The sequence below is a fragment of the Phenylobacterium sp. genome (genome assembly GCF_028290885.1).
Taxonomy (GTDB): Bacteria; Pseudomonadota; Alphaproteobacteria; order Caulobacterales; family Caulobacteraceae; genus Phenylobacterium.
Genome location: NZ_JAQGIZ010000041.1, coordinates 1 through 20,425, shown reverse-complemented (window position 1 = coordinate 20,425; position 20,425 = coordinate 1). Strand labels below are relative to the sequence as shown.

The 20,425-nt window shown below is 69.4% G+C and carries 19 protein-coding genes; 8 read left to right on the top strand and 11 right to left on the bottom strand.

The genetic code is table 11. The features are described from left to right. Positions 1–28: 28 nt before the first annotated feature. Complete coding sequence (locus JWP28_RS03565; protein ID WP_299540020.1) at positions 29–1,435, top strand: M20/M25/M40 family metallo-hydrolase; 1,407 nt, start codon at positions 29–31, stop codon at positions 1,433–1,435. A 26-nt stretch (positions 1,436–1,461) separates the two neighbouring features. Here the strand turns inward: JWP28_RS03565 and JWP28_RS03560 are convergent, their stop codons facing one another. The 6 genes from JWP28_RS03560 to JWP28_RS03535 all read right to left on the bottom strand — a co-directional run bounded on the left by JWP28_RS03560 (position 1,462) and on the right by JWP28_RS03535 (position 6,593). Continuing rightward, positions 1,462–2,331 carry a zinc ABC transporter substrate-binding protein gene (locus JWP28_RS03560; RefSeq protein ID WP_299540019.1) on the bottom strand — a complete coding sequence of 290 codons (870 nt, stop codon included), beginning with the start codon at positions 2,329–2,331 and terminating at the stop codon, positions 1,462–1,464. Beyond that, positions 2,310–3,206, bottom strand: a complete 897-nt coding sequence (locus tag JWP28_RS03555; protein WP_299540018.1) for a metal ABC transporter permease — start codon at positions 3,204–3,206, stop codon at positions 2,310–2,312. Before JWP28_RS03555 ends, JWP28_RS03560 begins: the two co-directional genes overlap by 22 nt. Further along, complete coding sequence (locus tag JWP28_RS03550) at positions 3,206–4,042, bottom strand: ATP-binding cassette domain-containing protein (RefSeq protein ID WP_299540017.1); 837 nt, start codon at positions 4,040–4,042, stop codon at positions 3,206–3,208. Before JWP28_RS03550 ends, JWP28_RS03555 begins: the two co-directional genes overlap by 1 nt. Before the next feature lie 112 nt (positions 4,043–4,154). Next, positions 4,155–5,384 (bottom strand): ABC transporter permease, encoded by a 1,230-nt coding sequence (locus tag JWP28_RS03545; protein ID WP_299540016.1) that lies wholly within the window; start codon positions 5,382–5,384, stop codon positions 4,155–4,157. Further along, positions 5,381–6,031, bottom strand: a complete 651-nt coding sequence (locus tag JWP28_RS03540; RefSeq protein ID WP_299540015.1) for an ATP-binding cassette domain-containing protein — start codon at positions 6,029–6,031, stop codon at positions 5,381–5,383. Before JWP28_RS03540 ends, JWP28_RS03545 begins: the two co-directional genes overlap by 4 nt. Before the next feature lie 88 nt (positions 6,032–6,119). Continuing rightward, positions 6,120–6,593: a Fur family transcriptional regulator gene (locus tag JWP28_RS03535; protein WP_299540014.1), complete on the bottom strand. Its 474-nt coding sequence runs from the start codon at positions 6,591–6,593 to the stop codon at positions 6,120–6,122. A 189-nt stretch (positions 6,594–6,782) separates the two neighbouring features. Between JWP28_RS03535 and JWP28_RS03530 the strand changes: the two genes are divergently transcribed. From JWP28_RS03530 to JWP28_RS03500, 7 genes are all read left to right on the top strand, one after another. After that, positions 6,783–7,229, top strand: a complete 447-nt coding sequence (locus JWP28_RS03530) for a redoxin domain-containing protein (RefSeq protein ID WP_299540012.1) — start codon at positions 6,783–6,785, stop codon at positions 7,227–7,229. Between the two features lie 17 nt (positions 7,230–7,246). Further along, positions 7,247–7,726, top strand: coding sequence for a DUF3299 domain-containing protein (locus JWP28_RS03525; protein ID WP_299540010.1), 480 nt, complete (start codon positions 7,247–7,249; stop codon positions 7,724–7,726). Positions 7,727–7,801: 75 nt separating this feature from the next. Beyond that, positions 7,802–9,877, top strand: a complete 2,076-nt coding sequence (locus JWP28_RS03520; protein WP_299540008.1) for a S46 family peptidase — start codon at positions 7,802–7,804, stop codon at positions 9,875–9,877. Positions 9,878–9,893: 16 nt separating this feature from the next. Continuing rightward, positions 9,894–10,466 (top strand): DUF3299 domain-containing protein, encoded by a 573-nt coding sequence (locus JWP28_RS03515; protein ID WP_299540006.1) that lies wholly within the window; start codon positions 9,894–9,896, stop codon positions 10,464–10,466. 105 nt (positions 10,467–10,571) lie between these two features. After that, positions 10,572–12,233 carry a M28 family metallopeptidase gene (locus tag JWP28_RS03510; RefSeq protein ID WP_299540004.1) on the top strand — a complete coding sequence of 554 codons (1,662 nt, stop codon included), beginning with the start codon at positions 10,572–10,574 and terminating at the stop codon, positions 12,231–12,233. After that, a complete protein-coding gene (locus JWP28_RS03505) occupies positions 12,230–12,718 on the top strand; it encodes a hypothetical protein (RefSeq protein ID WP_299540002.1) in 489 nt (162 codons plus the stop codon). The genes JWP28_RS03510 and JWP28_RS03505 overlap by 4 nt, the downstream gene beginning before the upstream one ends. Before the next feature lie 315 nt (positions 12,719–13,033). Further along, the gene (locus JWP28_RS03500) at positions 13,034–13,735 is read left to right on the top strand and encodes an alpha/beta hydrolase (protein ID WP_299540000.1); all 702 of its coding nucleotides are present in this window, start codon (positions 13,034–13,036) and stop codon (positions 13,733–13,735) included. 103 nt (positions 13,736–13,838) lie between these two features. Here the strand turns inward: JWP28_RS03500 and JWP28_RS03495 are convergent, their stop codons facing one another. The 5 genes from JWP28_RS03495 to JWP28_RS03475 form a co-directional block, all read right to left on the bottom strand. Continuing rightward, positions 13,839–14,888: a polysaccharide deacetylase family protein gene (locus JWP28_RS03495; RefSeq protein WP_299539998.1), complete on the bottom strand. Its 1,050-nt coding sequence runs from the start codon at positions 14,886–14,888 to the stop codon at positions 13,839–13,841. Positions 14,889–15,361: 473 nt separating this feature from the next. Further along, complete coding sequence (locus JWP28_RS03490) at positions 15,362–16,096, bottom strand: phosphatase PAP2 family protein (protein ID WP_299539996.1); 735 nt, start codon at positions 16,094–16,096, stop codon at positions 15,362–15,364. Further along, a complete protein-coding gene (locus tag JWP28_RS03485) occupies positions 16,096–18,438 on the bottom strand; it encodes a TonB-dependent receptor (RefSeq protein WP_299539993.1) in 2,343 nt (780 codons plus the stop codon). Before JWP28_RS03485 ends, JWP28_RS03490 begins: the two co-directional genes overlap by 1 nt. A gap of 317 nt (positions 18,439–18,755) precedes the next feature. Next, positions 18,756–19,787 (bottom strand): tetratricopeptide repeat protein, encoded by a 1,032-nt coding sequence (locus JWP28_RS03480; RefSeq protein ID WP_299539991.1) that lies wholly within the window; start codon positions 19,785–19,787, stop codon positions 18,756–18,758. A gap of 13 nt (positions 19,788–19,800) precedes the next feature. Beyond that, positions 19,801–20,425 (bottom strand): aldo/keto reductase (locus JWP28_RS03475; RefSeq protein ID WP_299539988.1); only part of this gene is annotated, 625 nt, incomplete at its 5' end.

Here is a 20,425-nt window from a genome sequence, read left to right as displayed (position 1 = left end):
CGCGCGGTCGATTTCCCAGGGGGATTCTATGAGAGTGTTGCCGGCCATCACCTGTGTCCTTGCGTGGGCGCTTTCCCAAACCGCGCTCGCACAGCCCGCCCGCCCCGACCAGGCGGCGTTCCGGGCGCTCTACAAGGAGCTGGTGGAGACCAACACCACGCTGTCCGTCGGGAGCTGCACCCTGGCCGCCCAACGGATGGCCGACCACCTGAAAGCAGCCGGCTACACGGACCAGGACATCACCCTGTTCAGCGTGCCCGAGCATCCCAAGGACGGCGGCGTGGTGGCGGTGCTCAAGGGCACAGACCCGAAGGCCAAGCCCCTACTGCTGCTGGCGCACCTCGACGTGGTCGAAGCCAAGCGCGAGGACTGGACCCGCGACCCCTTCACCCTGATCGAGGAGAACGGCTTCTACTACGCCCGTGGCGCTTCCGACGACAAGGCGATGGCCGCCATCTTCACCGACAGCATGGTGCGGCTGCACGCCGAGCCGCGCGCACGCCGGACCATCAAGCTGGCCCTGACCTGCGGCGAGGAAACCACCGGCGCCTTCAACGGCGCGGAGTGGCTCTCCAAGAACCGCCGCGAGCTGATCGACGCGGGTTTCGCCCTGAACGAGGGCGGCGGCGGCCGGCTCGACGCGGAGGGCAAGCCCCTCGCCCTGGCCATGCAGGTGTCGGAAAAGACCTATCAGGACTATATCCTGGAAACCCGCAACCCGGGCGGCCACTCGTCGATGCCGCGGCCGGACAACGCGATCTATGAGCTGGCGACCGCGCTGGGCAAGGTGCAGGCCTTCCGCTTCCCGGTTCACCTGAACCCCGTGACCAAGGCCTTCTTCGAGAAGCAGGCGGCGCTCGTGCCCCCGTCGCTCGGACAGGCGATGACCGCCATCGCCGCCAATCCGAACGACAAGCTCGCCGAGACCGTTCTCTCCCGCGACCCGATGCTCAACTCGACCCTGCGCACCACCTGCGTCGCCACCCAAATCGAAGGCGGCCACGCCCAGAACGCCCTGCCGCAGCGGGCCACCGCCAACGTCAACTGCCGCATCGCGCCCGGCGAGAGCACCGAGGACGTGCGCAAGGTCCTGGCCGGCGTGGTCGACGATCCGGCGGTCACCGTGACCCTGAAGGTCGCCCACGGCCCGGTCGGCCAGCCGGCGCCGCTCGACCCGTCGGTGTTCCGCCCCGCCGAGACCCTGGCCGCGGAGATGTTCCCGGGCCTGCAGATCATCCCGGTGATGTCCACCGGCGCCAGCGACTCCATCTTCCTGTCGGCGGCGGGCATCCCGTCCTACGGGGTTCCCGGCATCCTCTACGAAGCCGATGGCGGCGGGATCCACGGCCTGAACGAGCACATCCGGGTGTCCTCCCTGATGAAGGGCCGCGACTACCTCTACCGGCTCGTCAAGATATACGCCGCCGCGCCCTGACACGGCGCGTCCCGCCGGGCGGGCGATCAGGCTGTCGGCAAGGCCCTTCGGATGGTGGCCCCGTTGTAGGCCAGCATGCTGAGGTAGTCGGCGGCGGGACCGCCTGGCCCGGAGAGCATATCGGCGAACAGCTCGCCGCCGATGTTCACGCCGGTCTCGCGGGAGACCTCGCGCAGGACGCGGGGGTCTCCGGCCGTCTCCAGGAAGAGGGCGCTGACCCGTTCGGCGCGGATCGTGCTGATCAGCCGGGCCACCCGCCGCGCCGACAGCTCGTCGCGAGTGGTCATGCCCTCGAGGGCGAGCAGACGGACCCCGTAGGCGCGGCCGAAATAGGCGAAGGCGTTGTGGCTGGTCAGCACGGTGCGCCGGCCTTCGGGGACCGTCGCGAAAGACGCCCGCAGGTCGCGATCGACGGCGCTCAGCCGGGCCGCATAACGCGCGGCGTTGGTGGCGTAGAGCGCCCGGCCGGCGGGATCGAGCCGGCTGAGCCCCGCGGCCACGTTCCGGGCATAGGTCTCGCCGTTGCGCGGGTCCTGCCAGGCGTGGGGGTCGGGCGTCCCGCCGGCCCAGAGCACCGGGGCGCCGCGGCTGGCCACGATCGGGGCGTCACGCCGATCGGCGCCGGCGATGAGGCGGTCCATCCAGCCCTCGAAACCCAGGCCGTTGATCACCACCGCCGAGGCGGACGCGACGGTCCGGACAGCTCCGGCGGAGGGTTCGAACATGTGCGGATCCGAGCCGGGCCCCACCAGCGCCGTGACGCTGACCCGCGGGCCGCCGACGTTGCGGACGATGTCGGCCAGGATCGAGAAGCTTGCCACCACGCTCAGCGGCGTCGCGGCGTGCGCGAGGCCCGGCGAGGCGGCCAGGCCTGCTAGGAAGGCGCGACGGTCCAAGACCCAGCCCCCCGGAGGGATTGCGCTATCCGCCAGGCGACGCCGCCTACCGGCCCGAACAGCAGGGACGCGAGCCAGACCGCCCCGGCCGCCAGGACGATGGCCGGTCCCGATGGCGTCTCGAAGTAGAACGACAGGATCAATCCCACGACGCTCGCGCCGGCCCCCAGCGCCGCGGCGATCGCCACCAGGTGCGGCAGGCTGCGGCTCCAGAACCGCGCAGCGGCGCCGGGCAGGATCAGCAGGCCCACCGCCATCAGCGTGCCCAGCGCCTGGAAGCCGGCGACGAGGTTGAGGACCACGACGCCGAGGAACACGCTGTGCGCCACCGCGCCTGACCGGCCGAGGCTCCGCGAGAATCCGGGATCCAGGCAGTCGAGCACCAGGGGCCGCCAGATCGCCGTCATCACGACCGTGGTGACCGCGCCGCAGCCGAGCAACAGCTGCACGGAGTCGCTGTCGAGCGCCAGCACGCTGCCGAACAGCAAGTGCGTCAGGTCGAGGCGTGCGCCCTGGCTCGCCACCATGACGACGCCCAGGGCCAGGGCGGACAGGTAGAGCGCCGCCAGGCTGACGTCCTCCCGCTGTGGCGTGGCGCGCGCGACGGCGCCGGAGACCAGCGCGACCGCAAGCCCCGCCAGGAAGCCCCCAAGCGTCATCGCCCACAGGGAGAGCCCCGCCAGCATGACGCCGGCGGCGATGCCCGGTAGGATGGCGTGCGCCATGGCGTCGCCGGCCAGGCTCATCCGGCGCTGGATCAGGAACACGCCGACCGGCGCGCAGCTGCAGGACAGCACGATCGCCCCCAGCAGCGCCCGGCCCATGAAGGCGAACTCGCGGAACGGCCCGACGACCGTCTCGTAGGCCCCGACCATCAGCCTGCTCCGAAGGCGCCGACCGGCGGCTCCGGCGTTACCGCGCGGTACAGGGGCTGCGGTGAGCCCAGCACCTCGCCAGTCGCGCCCCAGACCGGCGCCCTTCCGCCCAGCAGCACGACGGTCGGAAAGTGCGCGAGCGCCTGGTCGATGTCGTGGACCGCGGCCGCCACGATGCGGCCGGCTTGGGCCCACTGCGCGAACAGCGCCAACACGGCCTCGGTGGTGTCGGCCGCCAGGCCCGCGAACGGCTCGTCCAGCAATACGATGTCGGCGTCCTGCAGGATCAGCCGGGCCAGCAGCACCCGCTGACGCTGCCCGCCGGACAAGGCGCCAAGCGAGACCTTCTCGAAGCCCCCGAGCCCGACCGCGCCCAGCGCCTCGGCGACGCGGGCCTTGCGGTCCGCCCGGCCGGCCGGGGGCGATCTCGAAAGGCCGAAGGCGACGGTCTGACCGACCGTGGCCGGGAAGCTGGAATCGAGCTCGGACTGCTGGGGCAGATAGGCGACGCGGGCCGAAGCCGGCCGCAGCACCCGCCCCTGCAACGGTGCGAGTTGGCCGGCCAGGCCCTTCAGCAGCGTGGACTTGCCGGCGCCGTTTGGGCCGATCAGCGCCGTGAGGCTTCCCGCGGCGAAGACGCCGGTCAGCGGCGCCACCGCGGCCCGGCCGGCGTAGCCGAAGACCGCGCCCGCAAGTTCGAGCGCGGCGTTCGGCCGAACCCGGCCGTCGTCCAAATCGACGCTACGCCTGCCGGACGGGGCCATCCGCAACGGCGCTGGCGCCGCCGCCTGGTCGCGACGATAGGGCGGCAGAGCCTGTGGGAGTTGGACGAACATCCTGCCTACGCTTGTTATAGTATAACACCTATAGGCGTAGCGGCGGGCGGCGACAAGCAACCGTTATATGATAACGTTTCGTCCGACGTATCGGCCACGTCGAGTCAGCCGATCAACGCAGCGCCTGCGCGGGACTGAGGCGGTAGGCCATCAGCGCCGGCGCCAGCGAGGCCAGCACGCTGAGAACCGCGGCGCCGACCAACAGCAGCAGCTCCGTTCCGCCGACGGCAGGCAGGTTCAGCAGCGGGCCGCCCGTCACGGCGCTGCGGTGGGCGGCGAAGGCGGCCGCGCCCCGGCCGAGCGCGATGCCCACGAGACCACCGATCAGGCCCAGGGCGAGGGCTTCCAGCAGAACCAGGCGAAGCAGCAGCGCCGGGCGCGCGCCCAGGGCGCGCAGCAGCGCGAGCTCCCGGCTCCGCTGGCTGACGGCGGCGAACAAGGCGACGAAGAAGCCCAACGCCGACAGGCCCAGCAGGCCGATGCCGAAGCCGCGCAGGACGCCGCTGCCGGCGCCCAGCATCTGGTTGAGGTGCGCCGTCTCGATCGCCGGCACGGCCGCCTGCAGGTTGGGCTGGGCGGTGATCTGCCGGGGCAGCATCAGGGCGCCCATCGCCGAGCGGTAGCTGACCAGCAGGGCCGTGACCTCGAGGCCGCTCGGCGACTTGTCGACGTCGCTGGGGTCGAGGGCCTCGCCCCGCGCCTTGGCAGCGGCGTGCTCGACGTTCTCGTGCTCGTGCACCTTCCACACGCTGGCCGTGTCGGTCAGCACCAGCCGGTCGATCACCGATCCGGTCGGCTTGAGAATGCCGACCACGCGGTAGGGATTGTCCTTGTGCGCCTCGCCGCCCGGCGCGAGCCCGTGGTCGCCGATGAAGCTCTGGCCGAGCCGCAGCTTGAGCCGCCGTTCGGACTCGGCGCCGAGCACCGCCTCCATCGGCCCGGTCCACCAGCGGCCGGAGGCCAGCTGGGCGTGGTAGATGCCGCCATAGGCGGGCGATGTGCCGACGATCCGCAGGCCGCCGACGTTGTCGCCGAGCGAGATCGGCACCGCGCGGCGGACCAGCATGTTGTGCGACAGGGTCTGGGCGGTCTCCAGCGGGATGTTCCCCGTCGGGACATCGAGCTGGAAAATCGACGACAGGATCAGCTGCATGGGGCTGCCCTTGGCGCCCACCACCAGGTCGATGTCCGCCAGGTCGCGGCTGAACCGGTCGTCGAGGCCGCGGCCCACGGCCAGCAAGGCGGTGACCACGGCCACGCCGAGCGCCAGGGTCAGGGCGTGGAAGGCCCAGGTGAGCGGCTTGCGCCGCACGAAGGCGGTCATCAGCTTGACGGTGTTCATGCCGCCAGCGCTCCGAGCGACACCACCGAGACGGTCTGGGGGATCAGCGGCTTGAGCCGCTGGTCATGCGAGGCGATCAGCAGGGCCGCGCCGGTCTCGCGGGCGGCATCGAGCAGCAGCCTCGCCACCGTGTCGCAGGCGGCGTCGTCGAGGCTGGCGGTCGGCTCGTCGGCGAGGATCACCGAGGGGCGCATCAGCATGGCGCGGGCGATGGCGACGCGCTGGGCCTGGCCGCGGCTGAGGGTCTCGGCCGGCCGGTGCGCCCAGCGGTCCAGCCCCAGATGCGTCAGCAGTTCGAGCGCGCGGGCGGCGTCCTGGGGCTGGCCCGCCGCGAACGGCGCCAGCAGCAGGTTGTCGAGGGTCGAGAGCCCGGAGATCAGGTGCAGGTCCTGGAAGACCAGGCCGATCTTGCGGCCCCGGAAGTGGTCGCGTTCGGCCGCGGACATCGCCGCGACATCCTCGCCGTCGACCCGCACCGATCCGCCCAGCACGTCGACCAGGCCGGCGATCGCCAGCAGCACGCTGGTCTTGCCGGATCCCGAAGGGCCCAGCATCAGGGCCGCTTCGCCCGCCGACAGGCGAAGGCTGGGCAGCTCCACGACCGCCTCGCCTCCGTAGCCGGCCTTCAAATCTGTGGCTTCGAGCACGAGGCCTCACTGGCGCAGAGGCCGCTAGCGTTATGGTATAACATATGCAGACTCAAGCGCGCGTTTGCGGACGCCCGGCCAGGAGCCGTCAGGCGGCGCAGTTACGGCATCGCCCGTGGGCCTCGATCGTCACATGCGACGGCTGGAAGTCGCTGTGCGCCCGGATCGTCTCGAGCATGTCGCCGGTCGGGGTGGGGATCTCCTCCGCCGAGCCGCAGCAGTCGCAGATCAGGAACGAGGCGGTGTGGCCGGCGGCTTCGAGATGGCAGGCGGTGTAGGCGTTGAGGCTGGCGATCTTGTGGGCCAGGCCGAGCTCGACCAGGGCGTCGAGCGCCCGATAGACGGTGGGCGGCGCGGTCGTCACCCCCTCCTGGAAACGGCCCATGAGATCGTAGGCTTTCACCGGCCCCCCGGATTCGAGCAGCAATTCGAGGGCCCGTTCGCGTTGCGGCGTCCAGCGTTGCTGCGCCGACTGGCAGCGCTCTTTGCCGATCGCGATGGCGGCCTTCAGCGCGGCCTTCGACGGCTTCGACGTTCTGGCGTGGCCGCAATCCGGCGACATCCGACTCCCCCGTTTTGTTTCCGAATTATATCTAGTGACACCATCTAGTGACATCGCAATCCCCGTCAACGTACGGGCTGGATCGCAGCATCCTTACGTTCTACGTTATATTGTAACACCTTTAGCCGCTGAGCCATAGTCGCCCTCTTGTCTCGCCGAACGTCGCGCATCCTCACGCTGGCCATGGCCATGGCCCTGGTCTTCGGCGCCTGTTGTGCGCACGCGGCCTCGCTCTCCGAGGTGCGCTTCGATGCGCTCGGCGGCGGCCCGCGCAGCCTCACGGCGCTCAAGGGCAAGCCCGCCGTGCTGGTGTTCTGGCGCAGCGACTGCGCGCCCTGCCTGATCGAACTCCGCGGATTGGCGGGCCTGCAGGCCGCGGCCGCCCCGGCGCCGCTCGTGACGGTCGCGCTCGAGGGACCGGCCTCGGCCGCCCAGGCGCTGCGCAAGATGGACGTTTCCCCCGAACGCGCCTGGCTGTCGCGAACCGACGCGCGCCTGACCCTGCTGGCCTTCGGTCCCGCCCCGCCCCGGCTGCCGCTCTCCGTCGCCCTCGACAGCCGAGGCGCGGTCTGCGCGCGGCACGTGGGCCTGCTGGGCACGGACCGCGTCCGGCAATGGGTGAAGCAATGCCGCTAGACCATCGGCGCCTGGCGATGAGCCCTTTGCGCCGCCTGCTGGTGATCCTGCCCCTCTGGCTGGGCCTTGGCGGGTGGACCTTCCCCAGCCAGGACCTGAACGTCGAGCCGCCGCAATGGCAGGGCGGCCACATTGAGAGCCTCGATCCGATGTGGAACCTGCTGAACGAGGCGCACGTCGCCGTCGATCGCAAGCGCGGTGCCATGGTGGCCAGCTTCCCCGGCGACCTACAGCAGTTGAACGGCCGGGTCATGAAGGTCGAAGGCTTCATCCTGCCGCTCGAAACCGGCAGCGAGATGCGCCACTTCGCCCTCACCCGCCGCAACTCCGGCTGTCCGTTCTGCCCGCCCAACCTGCCGACCGAGGCGGTGGAAGTCACCCTCCTCAAGCCCATCAAGATGGGCCCGGAACTGGTCACCATCACCGGGACCATGACGCTGCGCACGTCAAGCGACGCCGGCCTGTTCTACGAGATGCGCAACGCCAAGGCGGAATAGCCCGCCCCCCTTTCCAATCCTCTTCCCCGCAAGCCCTGCGCGCCCCTGCGGTTTGATCCGGAGCCAAGCCAAACCATGCCAGACCTCAAACTTGTACGCGCAGCCTGCGTCGCCGTCGTCGCCGCGGCCTTCGCCGGATCGGCGGCCGCCGACGAAGGCATGTGGACCTTCGACAACTTCCCCGCCGCGCGGGTGAAGGCGGCCTATGGCGTGACCATCGACAAGGCCTGGCTCGATCGGGTGCAAGGCGCCTCCGTGCGCCTGACGAGCGGCTGCTCGGCCTCGCTGGTCTCGAAGGACGGGCTGGTGTTCACCAACCACCACTGTGTCGTCGACTGCGCCCAGCAGCTTTCCACCGACAAGGCCGACTATGTGAAGGACGGCTTCCTCCCAGCCACCCGCGCCGAAGAGCGCAAGTGCGCCGGCATGCAGGCGGAGATCCTTGAGAGCATCTCCGATGTGACGGCCGCCGTGAACGCCGCCAGCAGCGGCCGCACGGGGCAGGATTTCGTCCGCGCCCGCGACGCGGCGATGAGCACCGCCGAGGCCGCCGCCTGCGGCCAGGACGTACGCTATCGCTGCCAGGTCGTGTCGCTCTACCGCGGCGGCCAGTACAAGCTCTACAAGTACCGGAAATACTCCGACGTGCGGCTGGTGTTCGCGCCTGAGTTCGCCGCATCCTTCTTCGGCGGCGATCCCGACAACTTCAACTTCCCCAGGTACAATCTCGATATCAGCTTCGTGCGCCTCTACGAGGACGGCAAGCCGGTCGCCACGCCGCGCCACCTGATCTGGCAGTCGCGCGCGCCGCAGCCCGGCGAGCTGACCTTCGTGTCGGGAAACCCCGGCGGCACCGACCGTATGCTGACCGTCGCCCAGCTGGAGACCCAGCGCGACCTGACCCTCCCCGTCAGCCAATTGCAGCGCTCGGAGCTGCGCGGCCGGCTGATCCGGTTCTCGGAGGAGAGCCCGGAATTCAAACGCATCGCCACCGATCCGCTGTTCGGCCTGGAGAATTCCTACAAGGTGTTCTTCGGCCGCCAGTTCGCGCTCAACGACAAGGCGTTCATGGACGTCAAGCGCGCCGCCGAGGCCGAGCTGAAGGCCAAGGTCGCCGCCGATCTGAAGCTGGCCGCGGACATCGGCGACCCCTGGGGCGAGATCGCCGCGGCGCAGGCGGCCTATGCCGACCACTTCCTGCGCTTCCGGCAGCTGGAGGCCTCGGCGGGGGCCGAGTCGGACCTGTTCGACTACGCCCGCACCCTGGTCCGCGCCGCCCAGGAGCGCGCCAAGCCGTCGGCCGAGCGGCTGCCGGCCTATGCCGACACCCGCCTGCCGCTGGTGGAGAAGGAGCTGCTCGACGCCAAGCCGGTCGACAAGCCCCTTGAGCAGCTGAACCTGGAGTTCTGGCTCTCCAAGACCCGCGAGTACCTGACGGCCGACGACCCGGCGACCAAGCTGCTGCTGGGCAAGGAGAGCCCCGAACAGCTTTCGGCCCGGCTGGTGAACGGCACGACCCTGGCCGATCCGGCGGTTCGCAAGGCGCTCTGGGACGGCGGGCTTGCCGCCGTGCAGGCCTCCCAGGACCCCCTGATCCAGTTCGTGCTGAGGACGGATCCGGCCGCGCGGGACATCCGCAAGACGTTCGAGGCCCAGGTGACCGGCCCCGTCGACCGCGCCGCCGAACGCATCGCCCGCGCCCGCTTCGCCGCCTACGGCGACGCGGTCTACCCCGACGCCACCTTCACCCTGCGGCTGTCCTACGGAAAGGTCGCCGGCTGGACCTGGCGCGGAACCACCGTCGGACCTTTCACGACGTTCGCGGGCCTCTACGAGCGCGCCACCGGTTCGGAACCCTTCGAGCTCGCGCCGCGGTGGGTGGCGGCTAAGGACAAGCTGAACCCGGCCACGGTCTTCGACTTCGTCACCACCAACGACATCATCGGCGGCAATTCCGGCTCGCCCGTGGTCAACGCCAAGGGTGAGGTGCTGGGCGCCGCCTTCGACGGCAACATCCATTCGCTAGGCGGCGACTACGGCTATGACGGAACGATCAACCGCACGGTGGTGGTTTCGACCGCCGCGGCCACCGAAGCGCTGGGCAAGGTCTACGGCCAGACCGGGCTGGTTAAGGAGCTGACCGGGCGGTAGCCTGCACAGGTCCTCCATGAAACCTCCAAGCGCCACAATCGATGACGGCCATCCTGGACGCGCGACCAGCGTCCGGAGCCTGCGGCGGCTGGCCGTCGGTTTCGGCGTGGCGGGCCTGATCGTCGCGGCGCTGGCGCTCAGCGTGACGGCGCTTCGCGGCGTCGGCGCCGAGCCCATCAGCCGGCGGCCGGCCTGGGAGCGCGCCGCCCAGGCGCGCCTGCCCCGGTCCGACGATCCGATCTGGCGCTCGCTGACGGCCACGAAGGTCTCAGAGGACACCCGCCTCGGGACGCTCGTCGCCAAGTACCCGCCGGCGGTGAAAGCCCTGGTCGGGCGGACCGTGTCGATCTCCGGGTTCGTGCTTCCCCTGGAGTCCAAGCAGGGGACCCAGCACTTCCTGCTCTCCAAATACACGCCGGTCTGCTTCTTCTGCCCGCCCGGCGAGCCCAACGAGGTGGTGGAGGTCAGGTCGACGGGGCCGATCTATCCCGACAACTCGGAGGTCACGGTGACCGGGCGCTTCGGGCTGCAGACCGGCCCCGGCGACGGCTTGCTCTTCCATCTCGATAAGGCCGAGGTCAGCGACTGAACCCGGCGGCGGCCCCGATGTTCGAATCCGCGCGGCGTCGCCTCACGAATGACACATGATGACCTATCACCCGGGCGCGACCGTTCCCGTGTCCAAGGAGTTCCAATGCGTCTGTTGCCGACCGTTCTCGCCGCGTTGCTGGCGCCCCTCGCCTGCCAGGCCGCCCCGGCGGGAACCTCCATCGCCGACGCGCACCGGATGTCGGAAAACGTGCGCGTCCTGGCCTCCGACGCCTTCGAGGGCCGCGGGCCGGCGACGCCCGGCGAGGCGAAGACCGTCGAGTTCCTGATCGGCCGCTTCAAGGCGCTGGGCCTGCAGCCCGGCGGAGAGAACGGCGGCTGGACCCAGGCGGTGACGCTCAACCGGTTCGTGACCCAGAAGCCGCTCACCGCGGCCTTCCGGGTGGGCGGCGAAGCGGTTCCCCTGACCTTCGCGGAGAACGTCGTCGTGCAGACGCGCCGGCCCGGCGCCGACCACGTCCGCGTCGTCGACGCGCCGCTGGTGTTCGTCGGCTACGGGGTGTCCGCGCCGGAGCGCGGCTGGGACGACTACAAGGGCGTCGACCTGAAGGGGAAGGTCGCCGTGGTCCTGGTCAACGATCCGGATTTCGCGACGCCCGAGCCCGGGAAGTTCGGCGGCGCGACCATGACCTACTACGGCCGGTGGACCTACAAGTTCGAGGAACTGGCGCGGCAGGGGGCGCTGGGCGTGCTGATCGTCCACGAGACGCCGGCGGCCGGCTACCCCTGGTACGTGGTGCGAAATTCCTGGTCCGCCCCGCAGTTCGATATCCCGCGCGACCCCCGCGAGCGCGCCCTGGTCGAGGGCTGGATTACGCGCGCGACCGCCGAGGACCTCTTCCGGCGTGCGGGCCTGGACTACGACCAGCTGAAGCTCGACGCGCAGAAGGCCGATTTCCACCCCACCGTCCTGAAGAACGCGACCTTCTCGACCGACTTCAACGTGCAGATCACCTCCATCGTCAGCCGCAATGTGATCGCCAAGCTGCCGGGGACGGGCGCGCCGCAGGACGTGGTGCTCTATGGCGCCCACTGGGACCACCTGGGCCGCGCCGGCGCCGACCTGAAGGGCGACGACATCTATAACGGCGCCGCCGACAACGCGACCGGGGTGGCGGGGCTGCTGGAGCTGGCGCATGCCTTCGCCCAGGCGCCGCGCACGCGCCGCACCGTGGTGTTCGCCGCCTGGACCGCCGAGGAGAAGGGGCTGCTGGGTTCGGAGTACTACGCCGGGCATCCGATCTATCCGCTGGCGCGCACGGTGGCGAACCTGAACATGGATATGCTGGCCATCTTCGGCGCCACGCGCGACGTGGTGATCACCGGCGCCGGCAAGGACGACCTCGAGGACGACGTCGCCGCGGCCGCCCGCGCCCAGGGCCGGGTGATCGACCCCGAACCCCATCCCGAGGTCGGCGGCTACTACCGCTCTGACCACTTCTCGCTGGCGAAGGCCGGCGTGCCGGCGGTCGACATGCACGCCGGCCCGGACCTGGTGAACGGCGGACGTGAAGCGGGGATGAAGGCCTCGGCGGACTTCACCGCGAACCACTATCACCAGCCCTCGGACGAGTGGCGGGCGGATTGGGACCTCAGCGGCGCCCAGCAGGACCTCGACCTGCTCTACAAGGTCGGCCGCGACCTCGCCCAGTCGAACCGCTGGCCGGCCTGGCGGGCCGACGCCGAGTTCAAGCCCGCGCGCGACGCCAGCGCCGCCTTGCGCACCGCCACGGGGAGCGCCCGATGAGCCCATCGAAGCTGGCTGCCTGCGCGGCCCTGGCCTGCGTCTGGCTGGGCTGCGGCGGCTTCGTGCAACGGCCGCTGACGGCCCAGGAAGCCAAGATCGCCGCCCACTACACCAACAACGACCCCGCCTGGGGCGTGCTGGCCCATGCGACCGTCTCCACGGATCGCGCCAAGGGGCAGCTGTCGGCGGACTTCGGTCCCGAGGTGAAGGCCCTGGCCGGCAAGACCTTCAAGGTGAGCGGCTTCATCACGCCCCTGGAGACCGAGACCCGGACGCGCCACTTCATCGTCACCCGGCGCAGCACCACCTGCCCGTTCTGCGCGCCCAACGAGCCGACCGAGGCGGTCGAGGTGCGGCTCACGGAGCCGACGCCGTTCACCGAGGAGGAAGTCGCTGTCCGCGGCCGGCTGGTGCTGACCCGCACCAGCGACGAGGGCCTCTTCTACACCCTGGTCGACGCGACCCGCGTCACGGACGGTAGCTAGGCCGTGCACTCATAACGTTCACAAGCGCCGGCGAGGCGCCGGGTGCAGGACCTTGCGTGGCGACCGGCCGACAGGCGGACTCTCTGAACCTCTGAGAAGGATGGATTGCGGTCATTGGCACGTCGGATGCCGAGGCCTCGCCAGGTGATGAGGCGACCCGCTTCGCGGGCCTCGTCATTGACCCTTGTCCGCGAGAGCCTAAGGTTCGCGGATGGCTGCGGCTGAGCCAGCGTGCCCACCAGAAGCACATCGGCGCGCCAGGCGTGGCCAGAGGCACTTCCTGGTTCTCCTCCAATTCCGATGCGAGGTAGCGCTATGTCCAAGATCAATAACATCGTCCTCGTGCACGGCGGCTTCGTAGACGGCGCCGGCTGGCGTGGCGTCTACGACATCCTGAAAAAGGCCGGCTTCAACGTCAGCGTCGTTCAGAACGCGACGGAATCGTTGGCGGGCGACGTCGCGGCGACCCGGCAAGTCATCGACGCCCAAGACGGCCCCGTGATCCTGGTCGGCCACTCGTACGGCGGCGCGGTGATTACTGAAGCCGGGACCAATCCGAACGTCGCTGGCCTGGTCTACATCACCGCCTTCGCCCCGGATAAGGGGGAGTCCGTCAACTCCCTCATCGCCAATCCCGTGCCCGGATACGACGCGCCGCCAATTTTGCCGCCCGCAGGCGGATACCTCTTGCTCGACAAGGCGAAGTTCGCGGCTGCGTTTGCCGGCGATGTGGACGTCGAAACCGCCGGCTTCATGGCCAACTCACAGGTTCCGTGGGGCGTCGACGCCCTTTCCGGCGAGGTCACCGAGCCCGCTTGGAAGTCCAAGCCGAGTTGGTATCTCCAAGTGCGCGAGGACAAGATGATCCCCTACCCCGCACAGCAGTTCATGGCGAAGCGGGCCGGCGCGACGGTTGCCGAGGTCCCTGGCAGTCACGCCATTTACGTCTCCAATCCGAGTGCGGTCGCCGACCTGGTCCAGCAAGTGGCCAGCAGCGTGGAATTGGCTGACGCGTAGGGCGGACGCCGCAAACTTCCGCGCCTTGCGGCTTCGCCAGATCACCCGGCAGAACAACGTCGCTGTGCGGCAGTGTGCGTCCGCAATGGGTCGGCAAGCGGCCTCACCCTCTCTCGCTCCGCTCGGGGGACAGGCGGCGCACCGACGAGGTTGCGCAACGCTTCGGATTGCGAACCTTCGCGTAGCTGCGGACCTTAATGCCGACGCGGCCGCAGCCGGTCTTGGCGGCGGCGGGATCGTCGCCCGGCTCCAGGCGGGCGTCTTCGGCGACGATGTCCGCCGGCGGCTCGGGGAAGCTGTCCCAGTCCATGTCCTTGTGGAGGGTGCGCGCCCAGCGGCTCAGCCACTCGTCGCCGTCGGGGCCGGCATAGGTGTCGGCAATGGCGTAGGCAGGATCCGCCACGGCCCTCTCCAGGGTTATCGGCTTCAGGCCGTCCGCCCGGAGAAGCTCCGCCAGCCGATCGATGCAGTCGGCGTTCAGCCGGCTCGCGTGCAGCAGCAAGACGAAGCTCGGCCGCCGGCCGAGGACGTCGGCGGCGGCTTGCCGATACCAGGCCACCGACTGGGCGGTGAAGGCCAGATAGGCCCGTCGGATATGCTCCGCCTGCGCGGCGTCTCCGCGAAGCACGGCGTCATCGTAGGGCAGCGCGAACACCCAGTCCGAATTCTCCATGGTGACCGGGGCGACGCGGTAGCCATGCTGCGACAGCCAGGCCTCGAAGCCTTGTCGGACCTCCGGCGTCGGCCCGGTTTCAAGATAGGGGTGGCGATACCAGCGCGGCGCGCGGCCGCGGGCCGCGAGCAGAGCGCGGGTCACCCGCTCCCCCTTGCTCACATCGTCGATGTAGGCGGCCAGCGGAGTGTTGGTCAGCGACGGGTGCGAGTAGCTGTGATTGCCGAGGTCCATCCCCGCGTTCAACCAGCGGGACAGCAGCGCGACGCGCTGGGGGCGGTCCCCGGCCTCCAGCTTGTTCTCGTTGACGAAGCCGGTGGCGCGAATCCGCTGCCGGACCAGGCCGGCCAGCAGCCGGCTGGTCGTGGTCGCGGTGTAATCCAGCGATCCGGTGAGGGCCATGGTCGGCAGGTCGTCGAAGGTCAGGGCGACGTCCTCCGCCGCCGCCGGGGCGGCGATGGCGAAAAGACCCAGGACCACGGCGGCTAGCAATCCGCTTCGGCCCTTGATCGTTCCACCTCGAACGCAACGCGCGACGTCCATCGGTTCGCCCTACCCGCCTCAAGCCGCCGACCTGCTCGCGTCGACCTAGTCACCCTTACATCGACTCGGCGGGATGAACGGGGGCCGGCGCCGAGGCGTCTGAGTGAGCTGTGGATGGGCGCCCTAGGTTGAATCGACATTCATTCGCTGCTGGCGGGGGTCCTTATGCGTCCCTTCTCCCCTTGTGGGAGAAGGTGGCCTGCCCCCGGGCTCGGCCGCAGGCCGACCCGAGGATAAACTCCGCAGGTCGGATGTGGGGTTTCTCAGACCCCTCGGCTTCATCCGATAGGCCGCTAGCACGGATAGCGGAGCAAAACCCCACATCCGTCAGCCTTCGGCTGCCACCTTCTCCCACAAGGGGAGAAGGGACGCACAAGGCCCCCACAGCAGCGAATGAACGTCGATCCGTCCTACGGCGCGATGTGGGCCGCGGTCAGCTCAGCGCGGGCGGCTTCCAGCTCGGCCTGGAACGCCGGCTTGGCCATCAGCTTCTGGACGAGGACGTTGCCGAGCACCTGACCCGCGTCGATGTCGGCGCGGTAGTGGACGCCGCAGTAGAGCCGGCTCTCGGCGTAGTCGGACGCCCGCGCCAGGATGACCTGGGCGTTGCCGGGCATCAGGTTGGCGAGCACGGCTGCCGCCGCGTAGCCCATGGTGGCGTGGCCGCTGGGGTAGCTGTTCTTCACGTCGTGGCGGTCGTCGCAGACGTCGAGCTCGGGGTCATTGAGGAACGGCCGCTCGCGCTTGAAGTAGGCCTTGGCCTGCTTGGCGGCCAGGCTGTCCTCGTTGCGCAGGTCGGCGAACAGGCGCGCCGTGGCTGGGAAGCGCTCCAGGCTGAACGCCGGGCCGAAGACGTCGGCGATGGAGCGGATGTCCTCGACCTCATCGTCGTGCTTGGCCTGTTCCAGCCGCTCGGCGGTGCGCGCCGCGGCGATACGGTGCAGCTCCCCCCGGCCCTCGACGGTGGCCGGGGCGTCGTCCTTCGGCGGCGGCGGCAGCAGCGTCGCCGCGTCGATGTCGCCGGGGCTGAGGAACTTCGACGCGGCCGCCGGCTTGGGGGCGGGCGCGGGCTGGGCCCGGGCGGCGGCGAAGCCTGCGGCGAGCAACATGGCGCTCAGCGCCAGGGGTGCGAACGGGCGGCGCATCAGAAGTTCACCTTCAGCGACGCCTGGAAGTTCCGCTCCGGCTGGAAGTAGTACTGGTCGTAGGGGACGGTCTTGCCGGGCTTGATCGAGGTGAATTTCTGGCTGTCGAACAGGTTGTAGACCGCCCCTTCGAGCCGATAGCGGCCGAACCGGTAGGTCACCGTCAGGTCGGTCGAGTGGTAGCCCGGGATCTTGTAGGCGGCCGGCTCCCCCTCGGCGCCCCACTGCAGCCCGGTGTATTTGTCAGCCAGCGAAACGGTCCAGCTGTCGTCCTGGTAGTAGGCGCCCAGGACGGCGGTGGATTGCGGCGCGCCGGCGATCTGCTTGCCGCCGGTGATCACCACCGGAACCCCGTTGATGGTGGTGTTGGCGCCCTGCGCCTTGGCCGAGTTGATCGAGCCGTTGGCGAAGACGAAGATCCGGTCGGTGGCCTGGAAGGTCACCGAGCCCTCGACGCCCTTGTAGATCGCGCCGCCCAGGTTGAAGTTGACCGTCTCCAGGCCCGCCGCCGGGTCGGTGACCGACACCGTCTGCAGCTTGTTCTTGAAGTCGATGTAGTAGACGTCGGCGTCGAAGGAGATGCGCGAGCCGTGATAGACCGCGCCCGCCTGGTAGTTGGTCGACTCCTGCGGCTCGAGCTGGCTGAGTTGCGGATTGACCACCTGGGTGACGCTGATGTCGGGCACCAGGAAGCCGGTGGCGTACTGGGCGTAGACCGACAGATTGTCCTGCACCTTGTAGTTCGCCGTCGCGAAATAGAGCGTCTTGGTGAAGGTCTTGGAGTCGTGGAACGGCTGGCGGGACTTCTGGTTGACGTCCGCGTCGACGTGGATCTCTTCGTTTAGGTACTTGATGCCTGGCGTGATGGTCAGCTGCGGCGTGACCTTCCACTCGAAATCCACGAACGGCTCGTACTGATGCCAGCCTGACTGCTGCAGGTATTCCAGGTACTGCGGGACGCCCGGCAGCACCTTCTGGCGGTAGTCGACAACCTTAGGGCCGCTCAGGCTGGCGGTGGCGTCATAGTCGTAGCGGGCGCGCGGGCCGGTGTCCGCCGTCTCCAGCCAGATGCCCGCCTTGATCATGCCGAACGGCAGTTCCTGGTCGAGGTGCAGGACGTCGCCGTAGATCTTGTAGACGTTGAGCTTGGTGTAGCCGGGCACGTGGCCGTTCGCCACCGGCTTGCCGCCGGGGACCTGGGTGATGGCCAGGCCGGTCTTGTTGGCGATGTCGGTGGGCGACAGCGTCGGGTCGAGCGCCGATTCCGTGTCGTTCTTGTAGTAGTAGGAATAGAGTGTGTCTTCGAGCTTCAGGCTCGGCGTGATGTCACCATTCAACTTGGCGTAGTTGAACCAGGTGTGTTTGGTGACGAGGTTGTACTTGTAATAGGTCGGGCTCTTCGGATCGTTGCTCAACCCAAAATTCTTCCCGTACAACTGCGTCTGGAGCAGCGTCGCGCCGGTGTTGTCGTTGGTGTAGACCTTGGTCTGGTTCCAGGTCCCCAGCACGGTCAGCTTCCAGCTGTCGACGATCGGGAAGACGGCCCGGACCAGCTGGTTGTAGGCCTTGGCCCCGCTGTGCGTCAGGGCGCCGTCCGTGGTCAGCTCCTGAAAGTTGAACAGGGCGTGGGCGCCGTTCAGCTGGTCAATGTCGCCGGTATTGAGCTTGGTCACCGACATCCAGGTGTTCCAGGAGCCGCCGGTCACCGACTGGGAGCCGCCGCGCTCGTCGCTGACCTCGGGCGAGAACAGGTTGATGGAGCCGCCGAAGCTCGCCACGCCGAGCTGGCTCGCCCCACCCGGCCCGCGGTCCACCACCACCGCGCCAATGGTCGACGACGGGAAGAAGGACGTCGAGTGGTGCGTCGGGCCGTTGGCGTCGCCCCAGGGGATGCCGTCGTAGGTGACGTTGTACTGGCCGTCCTGGAAGCCGCGCAGGGTGGTCTTGGCCTCGCCAAGGCCCGGGCCGTTGAACGAGGTGCCCGAGACGCTGGGCGAGAGGTTGACGATCTGCGTGTAGTCCGCAGTCACCGGGATGAACTGGTCGATGGCCTTGCGGTCGATGATCGACTGCGGCTCGGTGGCCTCGAGCGAGGCTTTCACCGGGGCGGTGGCGGTCACGGCCGAGGAGCCGGTGATCACCAGTTCGTCCACCTGCCGGCCGAAGTCGGGGGTTTCCGGGTCGATGCGGACCGGACCAGCGTCCGCCGCTGCGGTCGCCGCCGCGTCGGCGGCCAGCGCCGGGCTCCAACCCAGGGCCGCCGCCAGGACCAGGGCCGAGCCGGCCCCCAGGCGCATAGCCTTACCGCCGCGGACCGCGGTCCGCATGACCAATCGCTTCATTCTATCCCCCGATACCCCGCCTGAACCGGCGGATGAACCTCCAGCCGGCCCGCGGGGCGGTTCTCCGGAGGCGAAGGCGAGGAATCAAATGAAGGTTTTGTTGCGCTTTTACCTCAAGCGTACGTCAGGATCGGACCATGGTATTGGCAGGTCACAAGAATTGACGCTACGAATACTCCGGACACGGAAGTTCCGCACAGGGACGGACGCGTCGCGACGGGCGAAGCGTGACCGTCAGGCCTCAGCCGGTGTGCGCCAGGCGTCCACCGCCGACCGCATGGCCGGCGGGTAGCGCGGGCCGGTGACGCTGCGTTCGTTCACCAGGTCGTCGACTCGGTTCCAGTCGCCAAGGCCGAGCGGACCGACGCGATCACGCTCGCCCAGTCGCCCGCAGCCGCCTGCCGAAAAAGGCGCGCGGCCGGATACCAGTCGGACCTGACGCCGTCGTTCCACCGCCAGTCCATGCCGAGGGCGGGCAGCAACACCCAGCAAGGCTTCCCCATACTTCCCGCGAGGTGTGCGACCGATGTGTCCACGGTCACGACGAGATCCAGTCCCGCGATGATGTCGGCCGTATCCAGGAAGTCAAAGGCGCCGGTGGCGGCCGGCGAAAGGTCGCGGCCCAGTTCGAGCAGGGCGGCGGCGTCGCGGGGGCCAAGCGAGCGGTTCCGATCATTGTAGTGGCCGCGGTTGCCTGTCGCGACAATCCCGACGCCCCCGCCGCGGGCCGGCCCGGTCGTCGCGATGTAGGCGGGGCTTACGGGGGCCTGCAGCCCGAGCTTCAGCGGCAGGGAGTTCCCGATCACCCAGAAGTCGGCCGCAGGGAGCTTCTGTTCGGCGCGCCAGTAGGGAAACGTCCTGAAGCCGCAACGCTCGAACAGACGCGCCAGATCGCGGGGACTGCAGGCTACGACGACCTCTGCTCCGCGCGCCTCGAGCTCCCGGAGGTAGCGAGCGAACATCATCTGATCGCCGAAGCCCTGCTCCGGGACGACCACGACGCGGCGGCCGGCAAGCGGCTCTCCGCCCCATTCGGGGAAGTCCGCAGCCGGGACGACCGCCCCCGCCTCCTCCCGTCGCGCTTCGTAGAACGGCCACGCTTCGGCATACTGTCGAAGCGAAAGAAGGCACACAGCCAGGCAGCGGCGCGCGCTCGCAATGTCGGGATATTGCGACACGATCAGCCGATATGCCGCGGCGGCCTCGTCAAACCGGCCCGTGTGCCGATAGAGGGTGGCGAGGTTGTGGACGGCGTTCCGGGATGTTGGAAACGCCAGGTAGCCGCGCTCGGCCGCGGCGAAATCGCCAGCATGGTGGGCCGCCACGGCCTCTTCGAAGGTGATGCCCACGCCGGAGTCGGCCTCAGGCTTCCGCCTCGGCCGGCGTGCGCTCGGTGTCCACCGCCGACTGCATGGCCGGCGGATAGCGCGAGCCGGTGACGGTGCGCTCGTTCACCAGGTCGTCGACCTTGCGCGCGGTCTCGTCCGAAAGGCTGACCGCCGCGGCTCCGGCGTTTTCGCGCATGTGCTTGGGGCGCGTGGTGCCCGGGATCGGGACGATGGCCGGGTCCTTCTTCAGGAGCCAGGCAAGGCAGAGCTGGGCCGGCGTGCAGGCGGCCTCGCCGGCCAGGGCCTCGAACCGTTCCAACAGCCGAAGGTTCGCCGCGAAGGCCTCGCCCTGGAACCGCGGCATGGCGATCCGCATGTCGCCCGCCGCGAACCTCGACGGGTCGCGCACCCCGCCGGCCAGGAAGCCGCGGCCGACCGGCGAGAAGGCCACGAAGGCGACGCCGAGCTCGCGGCAGGCGTCGAGGACGGCGATCTCCGGGTTGCGGGTCCAGGGGGAGTATTCGGTCTGCAGGGCGGTGATCGGATGGACGTCGTGCGCGCGGCGCAGCGTCGGCGCCGAGACCTCGGAGAGGCCGATGGCCCGGATCTTCCCCTCCGCCACCAGATCGGCGAGCGCGCCGACGCTGTCCTCGACGGGC

What these genes read in the sequence shown, in the direction of transcription:
- JWP28_RS03515 (WP_299540006.1), top strand. Translation starts at nt 9,894, where the DNA reads ATGAAACCTCCAAGCGCCACAATCGATGACGGCCATCCTGGACGCGCG.
- JWP28_RS03545 (WP_299540016.1), bottom strand. Translation starts at nt 5,384, where the DNA reads ATGAACACCGTCAAGCTGATGACCGCCTTCGTGCGGCGCAAGCCGCTC.
- JWP28_RS03550 (WP_299540017.1), bottom strand. Translation starts at nt 4,042, where the DNA reads ATGTTCGTCCAACTCCCACAGGCTCTGCCGCCCTATCGTCGCGACCAG.
- JWP28_RS03485 (WP_299539993.1), bottom strand. Translation starts at nt 18,438, where the DNA reads ATGAAGCGATTGGTCATGCGGACCGCGGTCCGCGGCGGTAAGGCTATG.
- JWP28_RS03555 (WP_299540018.1), bottom strand. Translation starts at nt 3,206, where the DNA reads ATGGTCGGGGCCTACGAGACGGTCGTCGGGCCGTTCCGCGAGTTCGCC.
- JWP28_RS03525 (WP_299540010.1), top strand. Translation starts at nt 7,247, where the DNA reads ATGAGCCCTTTGCGCCGCCTGCTGGTGATCCTGCCCCTCTGGCTGGGC.
- JWP28_RS03490 (WP_299539996.1), bottom strand. Translation starts at nt 16,096, where the DNA reads ATGCGCCGCCCGTTCGCACCCCTGGCGCTGAGCGCCATGTTGCTCGCC.
- JWP28_RS03565 (WP_299540020.1), top strand. Translation starts at nt 29, where the DNA reads ATGAGAGTGTTGCCGGCCATCACCTGTGTCCTTGCGTGGGCGCTTTCC.
- JWP28_RS03520 (WP_299540008.1), top strand. Translation starts at nt 7,802, where the DNA reads ATGCCAGACCTCAAACTTGTACGCGCAGCCTGCGTCGCCGTCGTCGCC.
- JWP28_RS03535 (WP_299540014.1), bottom strand. Translation starts at nt 6,593, where the DNA reads ATGTCGCCGGATTGCGGCCACGCCAGAACGTCGAAGCCGTCGAAGGCC.
- JWP28_RS03505 (WP_299540002.1), top strand. Translation starts at nt 12,230, where the DNA reads ATGAGCCCATCGAAGCTGGCTGCCTGCGCGGCCCTGGCCTGCGTCTGG.
- JWP28_RS03530 (WP_299540012.1), top strand. Translation starts at nt 6,783, where the DNA reads ATGGCCCTGGTCTTCGGCGCCTGTTGTGCGCACGCGGCCTCGCTCTCC.
- JWP28_RS03510 (WP_299540004.1), top strand. Translation starts at nt 10,572, where the DNA reads ATGCGTCTGTTGCCGACCGTTCTCGCCGCGTTGCTGGCGCCCCTCGCC.
- JWP28_RS03500 (WP_299540000.1), top strand. Translation starts at nt 13,034, where the DNA reads ATGTCCAAGATCAATAACATCGTCCTCGTGCACGGCGGCTTCGTAGAC.